Below are 15,897 nucleotides of genomic sequence, written 5' to 3'. Positions count from 1 at the left end.
GTCATCCGGCACATCGGGCGTCGGGTCGGGGGCGCGGTAGGCCTTTGGTCCTACGACTCGCTTAGGGTGTCGTCGTGACCTCCCCGACCCCGCAGGATGCTCCGGAGGGGCACCTCGACCGCGAGGCCGTCCTGCAGGCGGTCAGCTCCGCCGTGCTCGCCGTGACCCGCCATCTGTCGGTGCAGGAGGTCCTCCAGGTCATCGTGCGCTCGGCCCGCCGGCTGCTCGGGGCGAGATACGCCGCGCTGGGCGTGCCGGACGACGACGGGTCGTTCGCCGAGTTCGTCTTCGACGGGGTCTCGGACCGGCAGCGCGACGCGATCGGCCCGCTGCCCCGCCAGCACGGCATGCTCGCGGCGCTGCTGCGCGAGGGCGCGCCCGTGCGTCTCGACGACATCAGGGCCGATCCCCGGTTCGGCTGGTGGCCGCGCGCCCACCCGGTGATCGCGGACTTCCTCGGCGTCCCGATCAAGGACGGCGACACGGTGCTCGGCATCCTGTTCCTGTCCAACAAGAAGGCCAGGTCCGGGTTCAGCGAGGACGACGAGAAGCTGCTCACGCTCTTCGCGGCGCACGCGGCGATCGCGCTGGTCAACGCCCGGCTGTACGAACGCGGCCGGGAGCTGGCGCTGGTCGAGGAGCGCACCCGCATGGCGCGTGAGCTGCACGACGCGGTGACCCAGCGGCTCTTCTCGCTGCGGCTGACCGCGCAGTCCGCCGCGACCCTGCTCGACCAGGACGTGGCGGCCGCCCGCACCGAGCTGGACCGGGTGCAGCGCCTGGCGGCGCAGGCCCTCGCCGAGCTGCGCGCGGTGATCGTGGAGCTGCGCCCGGCCGAGCTGGACCGGCACGGCCTGCGCGAATACCTCCGCCGGCACGTGCGTCTCCTCGACCGGGTCCACGACGCGACCCTCGTCTTCGAAAGCGCGGGCTTCCCCGGGGACGATCCCGGGTCCGGTGGCGCCCCGGCCTCCGGCGGTCCCTCGGCGACCGGCGCTGCCCCGGCGACCGGCGCTGCCCCGGCGGCCGACGCTGTCCCGGCGGCCGGCGGTGCACCCGCGACCGGCGGTGCCCCGGCCTCCGGCGGTGCACCCGCGACCGGCGGTGCCCCGGCCTCCGGCGGCGTCGCGAGACTCCCGGGGCGCGCCCGCCCGGTCGAGCTGGGCCCGGAGACCGAGGCCGTCGTGCTCCGGGTCGCCCAGGAGGCCCTGCACAACGCGCTGCGCCACGCCGGGGCCTCCGTCGTGACCGTACGGCTGCGCGCCGGCGACCGGCACGTGGCGCTGGAGGTGGCCGACGACGGCGGCGGGTTCGACGTGGACCGCGCGGGGGCGCGCGGGCTCGGCCTGGCCTCGATGCGCGACCGGGCCGAGGCGGCCGGAGGGACGCTCACCGTCGTCTCCTCGCCCGGCGAGGGGACGCGCGTGCTCTTGGAGGTGCCGCGTTGACAGAGGCCGGAGGCCCGATCCGGGTGCTGATCGCCGACGACCATCCCGTCGTGCGGCAGGGCCTGCGGACGTTCCTGGACCTGCAGGAGGACCTGGAGGTGGTCGGGGAGGCGGCCGACGGCGACGAGGCGGTGGCGCTGGCCGGCTCGCTGTCGCCCGACGTGCTGCTGCTGGACCTGAAGATGCCCGGCCGTGACGGGCTGGGCGTGCTGGCCGCGCTGTCCGGGCCGCCGCCGCGGGTGCTCGTGCTCACCTCGGTCTCGGACCCCGGTGACGTGGCCCCGGCGATGCGGGCGGGCGCGGCCGGGTTCCTCTACAAGGACGTGGACCCCGGCTCCCTGGTCCGGGCGATCCGGGCCGTCCACGCCGGGCAGGTGCTGCTCGCGCCCGAGGCCGCCGAGGCCATGATCGCGCCGCGTCCCGCCGGCGGGGAGGGGCCGCTGACCGCGCGGGAGCGGGAGGTGCTCGGCCTGATCGCCCGGGGCCGGTCCAACCGGGAGATAGCCCGTGACCTGGGCCTGTCCGAGAAGACCGTGAAGGCGCACGTCTCCAGCGTGCTCATGAAGCTGGGTGTCCAGGACCGCACGCAGGCCGCCCTGTACGCCGTGCGGAACGGGCTGGCGTGAGCCGTACGCACGACTCTTTCGGACATTAGCCTCAGGAGTGGGCGTTGTAGTCGCCGCCTCAGGGTAGGTCCAGAAAGGGACGGCGCCGAGGGGAGGGTGTGACAGGTGAGCGAAGCGGTGAAGGCGGGACAGCGCCCGTACCGGCGCGTCATGCCGCAGGTCGAGCTGGCCGACCGCCTGGAACACGTGAAGGCGATGGACAGACCGATCCGCGCCCTCACGAAGTTCCTGCGGGAGAAGTTGCCGGCAGGGCCGGTCAGGGACGTCCTCCACGGGGTCTTCTTCGGGCATCCGATCCATCCCGTGCTCGCCCAGGCGAGCCTGGGCATGCTGGCCTCGGCGTCCGTCGTGGACGCGGTGGACGGCGACCCCCGGGCCGCGCGGGCGCTGCTCGCGGCCGGGATCGGCAGCGCCCTGCCCACGGCCGCGGCGGGCTGGACCGACTGGTCCATGCTCCACCGCGAGCAGCAGCGCGTGGGCTTCGTGCACGCGGCGGCCAACGTCACGGCCCTGGCGCTGTACTCCGGCTCGCTGGTGCTGCGGCTGCGCGGCCACGAGCGGTACGGCCGGGCGCTGTCCTACGCCGGGTTCACGGTGGCCGGGCTGGGAGCCTACCTGGGCGGGCACATGGCCTACCGGCAGGCGGCGGGGCCCAACCACGCCGAGTCGGTGGCGCACCTGGTGCCCCTGGGCTGGCACGACCTCTGCCGCCTCCGGGACCTGCCCGACGGCCGCCCGGTCTCGCGCAGCCTGGGCTACATCGACCTGTTCGTGCTCCGGGAGGGCGAGGAGGTGTGGGTCCTGGCCGACCGGTGCTCCCACCTCGCCGGCCCGCTGCACCAGGGCAAGGTCACCGAGGAGCAGGGCGAGCTGTGCGTCGTCTGCCCCTGGCACGGCAGCACCTTCAACGTCGAGGACGGCTCCGTGGTGCACGGCCCGGCCACCGCCCGCCAGCCCGCCTTCGAGTCCCGCGTCCGCGCGGACGGCCTGGTCCAGGTCCGCCCGATCACCTGAGCCGCCCGGCATCGCGCCGGAGGCTCAGCGGGAGACCGGGTAGTTCGCCCGGAACAGGTCACGCGGGTCGTGGCGGCGCTTCAGCTCCCGCAGCCGGGCCAGGTCGTCCGCAGCGAAGGCCAGCTCGGCGCGCTCCCCCGGCCGCAGGAAGGTGTACGGCTTGCGCCCGGTCGCGCTGGCGGCGAGCCTGCCGGCGATCTCGCCCTGCCGAGCGTCCACGGCCGCCGCGAGCGCGGGGTCGAGGGCGAGGCCGAACATGTAGAGCAGGTACGGCTCCGCGAGGTGCCCCGCCGCGGTACCCGACGGGCGCGCGAGGGCGCCGCCGAGGTGCCGGAGCTGCACGCTGAGCAGCGGGTCGAGCGGCCCGTCCAGGAGCACCCCGGCCACGTCGTCCAGCCCGGTCAGCAGCTCGGCCCGGGACAGCCCGGCGCCGGGGTCGGTCGGCTCGGCCGTGATCGAGGGCAGCGCCGCCACGGGCAGCTCGGCGCGGCCGTCGGAGATCGCGCCGCCGATCCGGTCGAGGGGCCGCAGCAGCTCGCGCGCCTCCGCCGCGTCCCCGAGGTACGTCGCGTCCACCGCGACCGTGGGCGGCGCCCCCGGGAACCGGAGCAGGTCGAACCACACCGTCAGCTCCTCCGGCGCGGTCGCGGTGATCTCCCGGAACGCCGCCAGCACCTCCGGCGCCTTGTCCGCCGGCCACAGGACGCGCCCGCCGTACAGCGCCGGAGCCGGGTGCAGGTCCAGCTCGATCGCGGTGACCAGGGCGAACTCGCCGCCTCCGCCGCGCAGCGCCCAGAACAGGCCGGGATCGGAGTCCGCGGTCACGCGCCCGCGCTCCCCGTCGGCGTCCACGACCTCGAAGGCGCGCACGCTCCGCGCCGCGAAGCCGTACCGGCGGCTGAACCAGCCCAGGCCGCCGCCGAGGGTGTACCCCGCCACGGTCACCGCGCCCGAACTGCCCGCCACCCCCGTCAGGCCGTACGGTGAGACCGCCTCCAGCAGCCGGGCCCAGCGCACGCCCGCGCCGACCCTGGCCGTCCGGGCCCCCGGGTCCACCCGCACGTCGTCGAGGCGGCCGGTGCGCAGCAGGATCACGCCCTCCACGTCGCCGCTCGCGCCGTGCCCGCTGGCCTGCGGGGCGACGGCCAGACCGGTGTCGCGGGCGTACCGCACCACCTCGGCCACGTCGTCGGCGGTCGCGGCCTCGACCACCGCGTGGACGGGCTGCTCGACGGCCAGGTTCCAGGGCCTGCGGGCGTCCTCGAAGCCCTCGTCCCCGGCCAGGCGCACGCGCCCGGCGATCCGGTTCCTCAGTTCGCTCATGTCGGGGTCTCCTCCGGTTTGTCGTGTCAGTGAGTACGGCGAGCGGGGGCGGGCGGTCAGGCGGCGGCGGGGCGGCGGACCGTCACGTTGATGCGGTTCCAGGCGTTGATCGCGGTGATCGTCATGACGATCGCGGCCAGCGCCTCCTCGTCGTAGTGGTCGGCGGCCTCGTCCCACACCTCGTCGGGCACGCCGTGCGGGTTGTCGGCCAGCCGGGTCGCCGCCTCGGTCAGCGCCAGCGCCGCCCGCTCCTCGTCGGTGAAGTACGGCGACTCGCGCCACGCGGCCACGGCCCACAGGCGCTCGTCGGTCTCGCCGGCGCGCTTGGCGTCCCGGCTGTGCATGTCCACGCAGAAGCCGCAGCCGTTGATCTGGCTGGCGCGCAGCCGTACCAGCTCAAGGGTGCTGTGGGGCACGCCGCTGCGGGCGATGTACGTCTCCAGGGCGATCAGCGCCTGGTAGCCCTCGGGAGCGGCCTTCTGCACGTCCATCCGAGCCTGCATCTTTTCCAACCTTTCTCGATATTAAATGTCCAGAATTAGCGGACGAAAGAACGCCGTTCAGGGGCGCGCGTTCGCGAACCAGGCCCGGGTGGCGCCGGGCGTGGCCGGGTAGAGCCGCTCGACGTCCGCCTTCAGGTCGGCGATCGTCCGCGACGCCAGTTCCTTGCGGTAGGCCAGCTCGGCCTGCCGCATCGACTGCGAGATCAGGCAGATCTTCCGGTAGTCGGCCTCCGGGTCGGCCCCGGGGCCCTTCTTCAGGATCTGCTCGCAGCGGAACGCGTCCTCCGCCCCCTCGATCGCCACCACGACGTCCAGCAGCGTGATCTCCTCGGGCCTTCGCGCGAGCCGGAACCCGCCCCTCGGGCCCGAGGTGGAGGTGAGGATGCCCGCCCGCGCCAGCGCCTGGAGCTGCTTGTTCAGGTACGCCGCGGGCAGGTCGTAGAACGCCGCGAGCCGCGCCGCCGGCACCGCCCGGCCCGGGTCCATCCAGGTCAGGTTGAGGCAACTGTGCAGCGCCCACTCGACGCCCTCGTTCATCCGCACATCCTGGACATTACACATCCAGGATCATGCGCGCAACCTCAGGCCACGTCCCTGCCCTCGTCCACCGGGTGCTCGACCAGCGCCAGCACCCGGCTCTGCATGAACCGCGCGGTCCGCACCACGGTCCCGCTCCGCGTCAGCTCGCTCACCCACACCACCCCGCGCTGCACGGAGACGTCCACACGCCGCCCCGCCCGCGTGGCGACCACCTCGTAGGTCCGCGTCGTCCCGCCCCCGGTGTCGACGACGACCTCAACCTTGTCGCCTTTCATGCCTGATATGTGCCCATTTTCCAGGGCAAATATTCGTACATTTGAGCGATGGAGACCGGTCTCCCGCCCACTCTCAGGAGGCGGAGGCGGCGATGCCGGTGAGGATGAGGTCCAGGCCCATCGCGAACATCTCGTCCGGAGCTGGGCGGGCGGTGCCCATCGCGGCGGTGAAGTGGGGGTAGCGGCCCGAGGCCATGAGAGTCCCCAGGTAGGCGCCGATGGACTGGGCGGCCTCCCGCTCCGCCGCACCCAGGTCCTTCCACTGGACGGAGATCGTGTGCTCCATCTGGGCGAAGGTGACCGCGTGGTTCACGACCATGTTCACGGCCGCGTGGAGCCGTACGGGCGAGAGCGGCAGGCCCTTGAGCGCGCCGAGACAGTGGTCGTAGAAGGCCACGTAGTTCGGGGACGGCGGCCGGGTGTGGGCGAGGGTCGCGAACCAGGGGTGGCGCAGAACCATCGCCCGCACCTCCCGGGCCAGCCGGTCCATGCTCGCGCGCCACCCGTCGGCGGGCGCGGGCGCGAGACGGAGCTCGCCGTAGGCCGCGTCGAGCATGAGGTCGAGGATGTCCGCCTTGTTCTCCACGTGGCGGTAGAGCGCCATCGTGGAGACGCCGATCTCGGCGGCCACCCGCCGCATCGTGACCGCGTCCAGGCCGTCGGCGTCGGCGATCGCCATCGCGGCGGCGACGATCCGCTCCCGGTTCAGGCCCGCGCCGCGTTCGGGGCGCTCGGGCCGGCTCCAGATGTACGTGCTCACCAGGGCGAGTGTACAACGTACGCAGGATGTGTGTACTTTGTACGCATGAGCGTACTTAGTACACAAGCCATCGTCGTGGAGCGCCTGGCGCGTCATTTCCGGAGTCGTCGCGATGAGGTCACCGCGCTGGACGGCGTGGACTTCGCGGTGGCCCGCGGGACCGTGTGCGGCCTGCTCGGCCCCAACGGCGCGGGCAAGACCACCGCCGTCCGCGTCCTCGCCACCCTCCTGCGGCCCGACGCCGGCCGCGCCCTCGTCGCCGGGTACGACGTGGTCCGCGACCCCGCGAAGGTACGGCGGCGCATCGGCCTCGCGGGCCAGCACGCGGCGGTGGACGAACTGCTCGGCGGGCGGGCCAACCTGGAGATGATCGCCCGGCTGTACGGCATGCCCGCCAGGGCGGCCCGGCGGCGGGCGGACGAACTGCTGGAGCGGTTCGAGCTGACCGAGGCCGCCGGCCGGCTCGCCCGCACCTACTCGGGAGGCATGCGCCGCCGCCTCGACCTGGCCGCCAGCCTGCTGGTCGCCCCCGAGGTGCTCTTCCTGGACGAGCCGACCACCGGACTCGACCCGCGCAGCCGTACCGGCATCTGGGACACGATCGCGGAGTTGCGCCGGTCGGGGACCACGGTGCTGCTCACCACGCAGTACCTGGAGGAGGCCGACCGGCTGGCCGGCCAGATCGTGGTGATCGACCGCGGGCGGGTCATCGCCGACGGGACGCCGGACGGGCTCAAGGGGCGGCGCGAGCACGTGGACGTGGTGGTCGCCGACGAGGCCGACGTCCCGGTGGTCCGCGCCGCCGTCGCCGGCGCCCTCGGCCGCGACGACCTGCTCGTGGACGCGACGACGATCTCCGCCGCCGTGGACGACGGGCCCGCCGCGCTCACGGCCGTGCTGGGCGCGCTCGCCGCGACCGGCGCCGCCGTCACGGACGTCGCGCGCCGCCGCCCCACCCTGGACGACGTCTTCCTCGACCTCACGGGACGAGCCGCGCACGATCCGGAGGAACCCGGGGCCGCGGCGCCGGCCGAGCGCGAGCGTACGGGGCGCGCGGCATGACCGGCCACGCCCACCCGGCCACGGCCGCCCCCGCGGCCGCGATCCCGCCCGTCCGGTTCGCCCGCGAGACCGGGGCGGTGGCCCGCCGGGTCGTCCGGCGCTCCCTGGCCGTCCCGGCGTACATCATCGGCGGGCTGGCCATGCCGGTCGTGTTCACCCTGCTGTTCGGGTACGTCTTCGGGAGCGCGATCCCGGTGCCCGGCGGCGACTACATCGCCTACCTCATGCCCGGCATCCTCGTGCAGAGCCGCGTGTTCGGCCTCGGCGGCACGGCCGCGGGCGTGGCGGAGGACTCCGGCGGCGGGCTGATGGACCGGTACCGCTCGCTCCCCATGTCCCGGACGGCGATCCTGGCCGGGCGCACCATCGGCGACCAGATCGCGATGATCCCCGGCATGGCGGCGATGATCGCCTGCGCGCTGCTCGCCGGATGGCGGGTGTCGGGCGGGCCGCTGGAGGTGCTGGCCGGTTTCGGCCTGCTCCTGCTGCTCGGATACGCGCTGAGCTGGGCGGGGGTCTACCTCGGCCTGGTGGCGCGCGACGCCCAGGCGACCCAGTTCTTCGTGATGCTGGTGACGTTCCCGCTCACGTTCGTCGCCAACACCTTCGTGCCGACGCAGGGCATGCCAGGGTGGCTGCGCACGGCCGCCGAGTGGAATCCGCTGAGCGCGGTCACCACCGCCTGCCGCCTGTTCTGGGGCAACCCCGCCCCGCTCGCCCCGGACGCCCCCTGGCCGCTCCAGAATCCCGTCGCCGCCTCGCTGGCCTGGATCGCGGTGGTCCTCCTGATCTTCGTGCCGCTGTCCGCGCGTCGTCTCTCCGGTCGCCTGTACGTCCGCGGCTGAGCCTCGCTAGTGATCTCCAAGTGATCCACAAGTGGGGTGCGGGATCGTTTCGATCGTCGGCGCGACGGCGCCGGCTTCAGGGGGGTCACGGATGAGCGGGGCGCCCGGCCGGGCCTGGCGGCACACGCCGGCCCGGAGGGCGCCCGCCTCATCGGGCAACACGAAAGAGAGAGGCACGAAATGAAGGACCAGGTTCGCATCGAGGACATGGCCGCCGAGCTCGACATCGAGCAGCTCGAGCAGGTCTCCGGGGGTGCCAAGGGTTACCACCACCGCGACAACTGCTTCTGGAAGCACATCATCAGCACCCACCGCCCCTTCGGCCCCGGCTACGGCAAGGGCCCGGCCGTGGGCGAGCGGCCCTGCGTCATCGACTGACGCCACCCGAGGTGATGCCGTCATGGGCATCCCGGGGCGCGCCGTACTTCGGCGACGGAAGAGCTGAACGCGGGGGCGAGGCGGGAGCCGGGCCCCCGCGTTTCGGCGTGCCGGGGGCGAGGCCGCCCGCGGCGTGACGGGGGCGGGCCCTTGCGCGGGGCACGGGGACGCGGCCTCCGCTGCGGGACACGGGGAACCACGGGGGACCCCGCGACTACGGGGAGACAGATGAGCGAGGCGAACAGATCGATCTTCCGCGAGGAGGCGCTCAACCGGTACCGGGAGGGGCAGCCGGAGACCGAGCCGCTGTACGAGATCCCGGCGCGCGACTTCGCCGGCCTGTGGATCTACACGGTCCTGCTCGCCGCCTCCATGGCCGGGCTGGTCTGGTTCGGCGTGCTGCCGCTGCTCGGGGGCGGGGCGTGAGGCGCCGCGTCCCGCTGGTCCGGCAGCACACCATGGCCGACTGCGGCGCGGCCTGCCTGTCCATGATCCTCGGCTTCCACGGCCGCCCCACGGCCGTACGGGAGGTCAGCGAGCACGTCGGCGTCTCCAGGGACGGCCTGACCGCCGCCGCGATCGCCGCCGCCGGGCGGGCGTACGGCTTCCGCGTCCGCGCCTTCTCCGTGGAGCCGGAGGCGCTGGCGGGCGTCACCGGGCCCGCGGTCGTGCACTGGGAGTTCAACCACTTCATCGTCGTCGAGCGCTGGACGCCGAAGCGCGTGGACGTCGTGGACCCCGCCAAGGGCCGCCGCGGGATGACGGCGCGGGAGTTCGCGGCCGGGTTCACGGGCGTGGTGCTCGTGTTCGAGCCGGGGGAGGACTTCCCGGCGATCCCGCGAGACCCCGGCCGCCGGGAGTGGCGGCGGGACCTCGTGCGCGCGATCCTGTTCCGGCGCAAGGGCCTGCTGGTCCAGGTGCTCCTGGCGACCCTGCTGCTCCAGGGCCTCGGGCTCCTCGTGCCGGTGCTGTCCGGGCTGGTGTTCTCCCGGGTCCTGCCGGGCGCGGACGGGGCCGCGCTGCTCCAGGTGCTCGGGGTGGGGCTGGCGTTCGCCGTGCTGACCTCGGTGGTCCTTTCGTACCTGCGGGGGACGCTGCTGCTGGCGATGCGGGCCCGGGTCGGGGCGGAGCTGACCGCCGGGGTCGTGGACCACCTGTTCGCCCTGCCGTACCGCTTCTTCACCCAGCGCGGCGCGTCGGACCTGGTGATGCGGACGCGGAGCGTCGAGGCGCTGCGCGAGACGCTGTCCGGGCAGCTCATGTCGGCGCTGCTCGACGGGCCGCTGGCGATCGGATACGTCGCGCTCGTGGTGTTCTGGGACCCGGTCTTCGGGGCGTTCCTGCTGGCGGTGGCCGGGGTGGAGGTCGCCCTGCTGCTGGGCACGCGGCGGCGGGTCGTGGACCTGGCCGAGCGCCAGATGATCGCCGAGTCCGCCGCGCAGGGCCGGCTCATCGAGTCGATCAACGGGATCGAGACGCTCAAGGCCTCCAGCGCCGAACGGCGGGCGGTCACCCGCTGGTTCGGCCTGTTCACCGCCGAGGTGAACGCCGAGACGCGGCTCGGGCTGCTCACCACCCTGCTCGACGCGGTGCTCGGCGGCATGCGCTTCCTCGCGCCCGCGATGCTGCTGCTGGCCGGCGCGTGGCGGGTGCTCGGCGGGCAGATGACGGTCGGCGAGATGGTCGCGCTGAACGGCCTGGCGGTCGGCGCGCTCACGCCGCTCGCCGCGCTCGTGGCGAGCCTCCAGCGGCTTCAGCAGTCCCGGGTCCACTTCGAGAGGCTGGCCGACATCGTCGAGACCGAGCCGGAGACGCCGCGCCCGGTCGGCCCGTTCGGGCGCAGGCGCGAGAACGCCGAGGCCGGGCGCGGGATCACCGTCCGCCGGCTGGCCGGGGAGATCGAGCTGCGCCGGGTCTCCTTCCGGTACGACCCGCGCGCCCCCTGGATCCTGCGCGACATCACGCTCAGCGTGCCGCGCGGCCGCAAGCTCGCGCTCGTCGGCCGCTCCGGCTCGGGCAAGAGCACGCTCGCGCGGATCATGCTGGGCCTCTACCCGCCGACCGAGGGCGAGATCCGGTACGACCAGGTGTCCGCCGCGTGGCTGGACACCAAGTCGCTACGCCGCCAGTTCGGCGTGGTCACCCAGGAACCGGCGCTGTTCACGGGCACGATCCGGGAGAACATCGCGCTCGGCAGGCCGGACGCGGACCTGGAGTCGATCGTCGAGGCGGCGCGGCTGGCGTGCGTCCACGAGGACATCGTCGCCATGCCGATGGGCTACGAGACGGTCCTCACCGAGGGCAACGGCCTGTCCGGCGGCCAGCGCCAGCGCCTGGCCCTGGCCCGCGCCATGCTCGCCCGCCCCCGCGTCCTCCTCCTGGACGAGGCGACCAGCCATCTCGACACGGCGACGGAGGCCGAGATCGAGCGCAACCTGGCCGACCTCACCCAGACCCGGATAGTCATCGCCCACCGCCTCAGCACCATCCGCGACGCCGACGAGATCCTGGTGATCGAGAACGGCCGGATAGCCGAACGCGGCACCCACCACGAACTCCTCCGCCTCGGCGCCCACTACGCCACCCTCCACGCCCACCAATCCCCCCCCACCTGAGGCCGGGGATCACGGCCCGGCTGGGAGGGGCGGGTCGCCGTACCGGGCCGTCAGGATCTCGCGTCGGGGACGGATTCGAGGATGCTGTTGCAGGCGGCCACGCGGGCGCGGCGGACGGCGTGGTCGAGGTGGCGCAGGGCGTCGGCGCGGGCGGCGACCTGGGCGGCGGTGAGGCCGCGGTCCTCGGAGGCGAGCTTGAGCACCAGGGACAGGCGGGCCGTGAGGGCGGCGACGCGGTGGGCGCGGGCCGGGTAGCCGGGGGCCAGTCCCTTGTCGTCGCGGCGGAGCTTGGTCAGCTCCGAGGGCGGGACGGTGGCGGCGTCCAGGCCCGCGAGGACGTCGGCGGTGTCCCGCATGGCCAGGGTCAGGGCGTGCTCGGCCTCGGGCAGCGACGGGGTGTAGGGCAGGGTGCGGGACGCGTCGTACGAGGTCCAGCGCAGGCCGACGTACGACGAGCCGCGCCGGTCCTCGGCGGGCACCAGGCCCAGGCAGCGGCCGGGGATCCCCGGGAGCACCGCGAGGACGGCCTGCCCGGCGTCCACGGCCGCGGAGGTGAAGCCCGGCGGCCCGGCCAGCCCGAGCGGATCCCCGGGCGCCGGGAGCGCGAGGCGGAACTCGGTCAGGCCCTCGACGCGGAGCTCGGCGAGGGCGTGCCGGAGTGGGACGTCACCGCCGGGACCGGCGAGCACCTGCGGCCCGGCCGCGGCCTCGACCTCGTCAACCGCGTCATCCAGCCCGGCGTGACCGGTCAGCCAGGCGTTGCCCCAGACGACGAACGATGCGGACACAGGTTCGGTGTGCACCAATCAACGATATGTGCTGCCCATCCCCTAGGTTTGGTGGTGAGCCAGAGATCAGGGCCGAGCATTGCCCGGCTTGGGGATGAGCCGGGGAGGAGCGTACCTCCGGCAGGGAGTACCTTTCCGGGGACGATCTCGGCGGGGGCGGACATTAAGGAGGATTCGGATGGCCGGTGAGGTGCTTCGGCTCAAGGACGTGGCCGTCAGGCGAGACGGCTCGGCCCTGCTGCGGGGCGTCGGCTGGACCGTCCACGAGGACGAACGCTGGGTGGTGCTGGGCCCCAACGGCGCGGGCAAGACGACGTTGCTGCAGGTCGCGGCGTCTCTGCTGTACCCCACCGAAGGCACCGTGGAGATCCTCGGCGAGACGCTGGGCCGCACCGACGTGTTCGAGCTGCGCCCCCGCATCGGCCTGACCAGCGCCGCCATCGCCGAGCGCGTGCCGCCGGACGAGAAGGTCATAGACCTCGTGCTGACCGGGTCGTACGCCATCCTGGGCCGCTGGGAGGAGGAGTACGACTCCGCCGACGTCACGCGCGCGGTGGAGCTCCTCGACCAGCTCGGCTGCGCCCACCTGATCCGCCGGCGCTTCGCCACGCTGTCCGAGGGCGAGCGCAAGCGCGTCCAGATCGCCCGTTCCCTGATGCCCGACCCCGAGCTGCTGCTGCTCGACGAGCCCGCCGCCGGCCTCGACCTGGGCGGCCGCGAGGATCTCGTACGGCGTCTCGCCGGCCTCGCCCAGTCGCCCACCGCGCCGACGATGATCCTGGTCACGCACCACGTGGAGGAGGTGCCGGCCGGGTTCACGCACGCGATGCTGCTCCGCCGGGGCTCGGTCGTGGCGGCGGGCCCGCTGGCTGAGGTGTTCACCGAGGCGAACCTGACGAAGACGTTCGGGCTCCCGCTGTCGGTGGAGCAGCGCAACGGCCGCTGGAACGCCCGCGCGATCTTCGCCTGAGCCGCCCCTCCCGCGCCGCCCCGCTCCGCCCGGGCACGCCCGATCACGCCTGAGCGCGGGGTCCCCTTGGCGGGAGCCGTACGGCACGGCGCCCGGCTCTCGCCGTCGGCGGCGCGGGGGCGTGGTTCCCGTGGTCAGCGGCGCGCGGCGCCCGGCTCCCGGGGAGCCGCGCCGGTCCGAGTGACGGTACGGCGGCAGTTGTGTGAGGCGCATAGCCGAGCAAAGCCGGACCAAATATCATCACGCCCTAGAAGGCCGCCGGTTCGGGGGGCGAAGCGGGCTTCGGGTTATCTTCCGGGTCATCTACGACGGGAGTCCCAGGCCCATGGAAACCGCCTCCCTGATCGCCGTACTCGTCATGGTGGCCATCGCCGGCTTCCTCCTCGCCAAGACCGTGCGCATCGTCCCGCAGGCCACCGCGGGGATCGTCGAACGGTTCGGCCGCTACCACCGCACGCTGCACGCCGGCCTGAACGTGGTCATCCCCTTCATCGACCGGCTGCGCCCCCTGATCGACCTGCGCGAACAGGTCGTCTCGTTCCCGCCGCAGCCGGTGATCACCTCGGACAACCTCGTCGTGTCCATCGACACGGTCATCTACTTCCAGGTCACCGACCCCAAGGCGGCGACGTACGAGATCGCCAACTTCATCACCGCCGTCGAGCAGCTCACCGTCACCACGCTGCGCAACGTGGTGGGCGGCATGGACCTGGAGCGCACGCTGACCTCCCGCGAGGAGATCAACACCGAGCTGCGCGGCGTGCTCGACGACGCGACCGGCAAGTGGGGCATCCGCGTCAACCGCGTGGAGCTGAAGGCCATCGACCCGCCCACCTCGATCCAGGACTCGATGGAGAAGCAGATGCGCGCCGACCGCGACAAGCGCGCCGCGATCCTGGCCGCCGAGGGCGCCAAGCAGTCGGCGATCCTCACGGCCGAGGGCGAACGGCAGGCCGCCGTGCTCAAGGCCCGGGGCGAGGCCGAGGCGGCGGTCCTGCGCGCCGACGCCGAGGCCAAGGCCCAGTCGGTGCGCGCGCAGGGGCAGGCGGACGCCATCTCCACGGTCTTCAAGGCCATCCACGAGGGCAACCCGACCCAGCGGCTCCTGGCCTACCAGTACCTCCAGACCCTGCCGGAGATCGCCAAGGGCGACGCGAACAAGATCTGGATCGTGCCGTCGGAGATGGGCAAGGCGCTCGAAGGGCTGGGCGGCTTCTTCGGCGCGATGCAGGACGCCCGCGAGACCCCGCGCGACCTGCCCGACCCCGACCTCCGCCACCTCGGCCGGGACCCATACGCCCCGTAGTTCACATCTCGGACATTCTTCGCTCAGTTCCTGAAACCGTTCTACGATCGCCCAATGCCACGCGCCGTGGCTTGAGCGACGCCGTACGGGGAAACCGTACGGGACTGAACGGAAAGGGCGGAGATGACGCCGCTGGAGATGCTCGCGGTCTTCGCGGCCGGAGTGGGCGCGGGGGGAATCAACGCGGTGGTGGGCTCGGGCTCGCTCATCACCTTCCCCACCCTCCTGGCCGTGGGCCTGCCCCCGATCCCCGCGAACGTCTCCAACAACATCGGCCTCGTCCCGGGCTCCTGGACCAGCGCGTACGGCTACCGCGCCGAACTCAAGGGCCAGCTCCCGCGGCTCCTCCGGCTGGGCGCCGGCTCGGTGGCGGGCGCCCTCCTGGGCGGGGGCCTCCTGCTGACGCTCCCGCCGGAGGCCTTCGAGTTCATCGTCCCCGCCCTGATCGCCCTGGGCTGCGTCCTGGTGGTCGTCCAGCCGAAGATGAACGCCTGGCTCCTGGCCCGGCGGCGGAACCACCACGCCCACGGCGGCCCCTGGCTCTGGACCGGCGTCTTCGCCTGCGGCGTCTACGGCGGCTACTTCGGCGCGGCCCAGGGCGTCCTCCTGCTCGCCATCCTCGGCATCTTCCTGGACGACGACCTCCAGCGCCTCAACGGCGCCAAGAACGTCCTGTCGGGCCTGGTCAACACCACCGCCGCCGTCCTCTTCATCGCCGTCGCCAAACCCGACTGGACCGCCGTCCTCCTGGTGGCCCTCGGCAGCACCGTCGGCGGCTACCTCGGTGCCCGCCTCGGCCGCAAGATCCCCCCACTCCTCTTCCGCGTGATCATCGTCTGCGTAGGCGTGATAGCCATCATCAGCCTCCTCACCGACTGACCCAGGCCCGGTCTGGCCAAGCCCCCACCAGCCCGCCCCGACCACCAGCCGCGACCCGCCCACCCCCGAGCCGCCCCTCCGAGGGTTTGTCACGAGGTGACGCGTGCTCAGGCACCCGGGATCAGAGAGCCCGGCGCGTTTGACCGATGGCTGGCTGAGGGGTGGGGTGCGGGCTTCTCTGGGCGTTTGGGGCACGCCGGTTTTTCGTTGGGTCCGGGCATGAGAGAACCCCGCCTCTCGGGGGGAGAGGCGGGGTTCTCGTGGCTCTACCGGCCGGGCTGCTCCTGTGAGCGGTCAGGGGCCGCTGGTCAGGAGCGCTTGAACAGGTTGTGGAGCTTCTTGGCGGTGGTGGCGATGACCAAGCCGCCGATGAGGGCGGTGCCGCCCATGGCCGCGGGGGCGGCCACCGGCACGTCCTGCGCGGGGGCGGGCTGGGCCGCGGCGGTGCCGGTCGTGGTGCCGGTCTCGGCCTTGTCCTTGGCCTTGGCGGCGACGGTCTTCTTGGTGGCGATCTTGGCGGGGTCGCCGAAGCCGACGATCTGGTCCATGGTGCGGACCTTCTTGG

At 73.4% G+C, this 15,897-nt stretch carries 18 protein-coding genes; 11 read left to right on the top strand and 7 right to left on the bottom strand.

The features are described 5' to 3' along the window. Positions 1-74: 74 nt before the first annotated feature. The 3 genes from D5H75_RS43875 to D5H75_RS39580 all read left to right on the top strand — a co-directional run bounded on the left by D5H75_RS43875 (position 75) and on the right by D5H75_RS39580 (position 3,088). The gene (locus D5H75_RS43875; RefSeq protein ID WP_242454780.1) at positions 75-1,448 is read left to right on the top strand and encodes a GAF domain-containing sensor histidine kinase; all 1,374 of its coding nucleotides are present in this window, start codon (positions 75-77) and stop codon (positions 1,446-1,448) included. Beyond that, positions 1,445-2,074, top strand: coding sequence for a response regulator (locus tag D5H75_RS39585; RefSeq protein ID WP_119931776.1), 630 nt, complete (start codon positions 1,445-1,447; stop codon positions 2,072-2,074). The genes D5H75_RS43875 and D5H75_RS39585 overlap by 4 nt, the downstream gene beginning before the upstream one ends. Before the next feature lie 105 nt (positions 2,075-2,179). Beyond that, positions 2,180-3,088 (top strand): Rieske (2Fe-2S) protein, encoded by a 909-nt coding sequence (locus tag D5H75_RS39580; RefSeq protein ID WP_242454779.1) that lies wholly within the window; start codon positions 2,180-2,182, stop codon positions 3,086-3,088. Between the two features lie 24 nt (positions 3,089-3,112). Here D5H75_RS39580 and D5H75_RS39575 read toward each other — a convergent pair whose 3' ends face one another. The 5 genes from D5H75_RS39575 to D5H75_RS39555 all read right to left on the bottom strand — a co-directional run bounded on the left by D5H75_RS39575 (position 3,113) and on the right by D5H75_RS39555 (position 6,489). Beyond that, positions 3,113-4,411 carry an FAD-binding oxidoreductase gene (locus D5H75_RS39575; RefSeq protein ID WP_119931775.1) on the bottom strand — a complete coding sequence of 433 codons (1,299 nt, stop codon included), beginning with the start codon at positions 4,409-4,411 and terminating at the stop codon, positions 3,113-3,115. 56 nt (positions 4,412-4,467) lie between these two features. Further along, positions 4,468-4,914 carry a carboxymuconolactone decarboxylase family protein gene (locus D5H75_RS39570; protein WP_119931774.1) on the bottom strand — a complete coding sequence of 149 codons (447 nt, stop codon included), beginning with the start codon at positions 4,912-4,914 and terminating at the stop codon, positions 4,468-4,470. Between the two features lie 57 nt (positions 4,915-4,971). Next, the gene (locus D5H75_RS39565) at positions 4,972-5,451 is read right to left on the bottom strand and encodes an RrF2 family transcriptional regulator (protein WP_202638968.1); all 480 of its coding nucleotides are present in this window, start codon (positions 5,449-5,451) and stop codon (positions 4,972-4,974) included. Positions 5,452-5,495: 44 nt separating this feature from the next. After that, positions 5,496-5,729 carry a hypothetical protein gene (locus D5H75_RS39560; protein ID WP_119931772.1) on the bottom strand — a complete coding sequence of 78 codons (234 nt, stop codon included), beginning with the start codon at positions 5,727-5,729 and terminating at the stop codon, positions 5,496-5,498. 73 nt (positions 5,730-5,802) lie between these two features. Further along, positions 5,803-6,489, bottom strand: a complete 687-nt coding sequence (locus tag D5H75_RS39555; protein WP_202638967.1) for a TetR/AcrR family transcriptional regulator — start codon at positions 6,487-6,489, stop codon at positions 5,803-5,805. A 45-nt stretch (positions 6,490-6,534) separates the two neighbouring features. On the opposite strand from D5H75_RS39555, the gene D5H75_RS39550 reads away from it, so the two are divergent. From D5H75_RS39550 to D5H75_RS39530, 5 genes are all read left to right on the top strand, one after another. Continuing rightward, positions 6,535-7,551, top strand: a complete 1,017-nt coding sequence (locus D5H75_RS39550; protein WP_119931770.1) for an ATP-binding cassette domain-containing protein — start codon at positions 6,535-6,537, stop codon at positions 7,549-7,551. After that, entirely contained in the window at positions 7,548-8,396 is an 849-nt protein-coding gene (locus D5H75_RS39545) for an ABC transporter permease (RefSeq protein WP_119931769.1), read from the top strand. The genes D5H75_RS39550 and D5H75_RS39545 overlap by 4 nt, the downstream gene beginning before the upstream one ends. Positions 8,397-8,576: 180 nt before the next feature. Then, the gene (locus D5H75_RS39540; protein ID WP_119931768.1) at positions 8,577-8,774 is read left to right on the top strand and encodes a hypothetical protein; all 198 of its coding nucleotides are present in this window, start codon (positions 8,577-8,579) and stop codon (positions 8,772-8,774) included. A 228-nt stretch (positions 8,775-9,002) separates the two neighbouring features. Continuing rightward, a complete protein-coding gene (locus tag D5H75_RS39535) occupies positions 9,003-9,200 on the top strand; it encodes a hypothetical protein (protein WP_119931767.1) in 198 nt (65 codons plus the stop codon). Next, on the top strand, positions 9,197-11,389 hold the full coding sequence (locus D5H75_RS39530; RefSeq protein ID WP_119931766.1) for a peptidase domain-containing ABC transporter: 2,193 nt from the start codon (positions 9,197-9,199) through the stop codon (positions 11,387-11,389). The genes D5H75_RS39535 and D5H75_RS39530 overlap by 4 nt, the downstream gene beginning before the upstream one ends. 50 nt (positions 11,390-11,439) lie before the next feature. On the opposite strand, the gene D5H75_RS39525 is transcribed toward D5H75_RS39530, so the two are convergent. Further along, positions 11,440-12,192 (bottom strand): hypothetical protein, encoded by a 753-nt coding sequence (locus D5H75_RS39525; protein WP_202638966.1) that lies wholly within the window; start codon positions 12,190-12,192, stop codon positions 11,440-11,442. A 163-nt stretch (positions 12,193-12,355) separates the two neighbouring features. Between D5H75_RS39525 and D5H75_RS39520 the strand changes: the two genes are divergently transcribed. The 3 genes from D5H75_RS39520 (at position 12,356) to D5H75_RS39510 (ending at position 15,332) form a co-directional block, all read left to right on the top strand. Beyond that, the gene (locus tag D5H75_RS39520; protein WP_119931764.1) at positions 12,356-13,147 is read left to right on the top strand and encodes an ABC transporter ATP-binding protein; all 792 of its coding nucleotides are present in this window, start codon (positions 12,356-12,358) and stop codon (positions 13,145-13,147) included. A gap of 325 nt (positions 13,148-13,472) precedes the next feature. Next, the gene (locus D5H75_RS39515; RefSeq protein WP_119931763.1) at positions 13,473-14,453 is read left to right on the top strand and encodes an SPFH domain-containing protein; all 981 of its coding nucleotides are present in this window, start codon (positions 13,473-13,475) and stop codon (positions 14,451-14,453) included. Between the two features lie 123 nt (positions 14,454-14,576). Continuing rightward, on the top strand, positions 14,577-15,332 hold the full coding sequence (locus D5H75_RS39510) for a sulfite exporter TauE/SafE family protein (protein ID WP_119931762.1): 756 nt from the start codon (positions 14,577-14,579) through the stop codon (positions 15,330-15,332). 308 nt (positions 15,333-15,640) lie between these two features. Here D5H75_RS39510 and D5H75_RS39505 read toward each other — a convergent pair. Continuing rightward, positions 15,641-15,897 (bottom strand): hypothetical protein (locus D5H75_RS39505; protein ID WP_422674089.1); only part of this gene is annotated, 257 nt, incomplete at its 5' end.

The sequence above is a fragment of the Bailinhaonella thermotolerans genome, from assembly GCF_003594875.1.
Classification (GTDB): domain Bacteria; phylum Actinomycetota; class Actinomycetes; order Streptosporangiales; family Streptosporangiaceae; genus Bailinhaonella; species Bailinhaonella thermotolerans.
The sequence above is the reverse complement of the archived record's forward strand: the minus strand, read 5'-3'. Positions and strand labels throughout refer to the sequence as shown.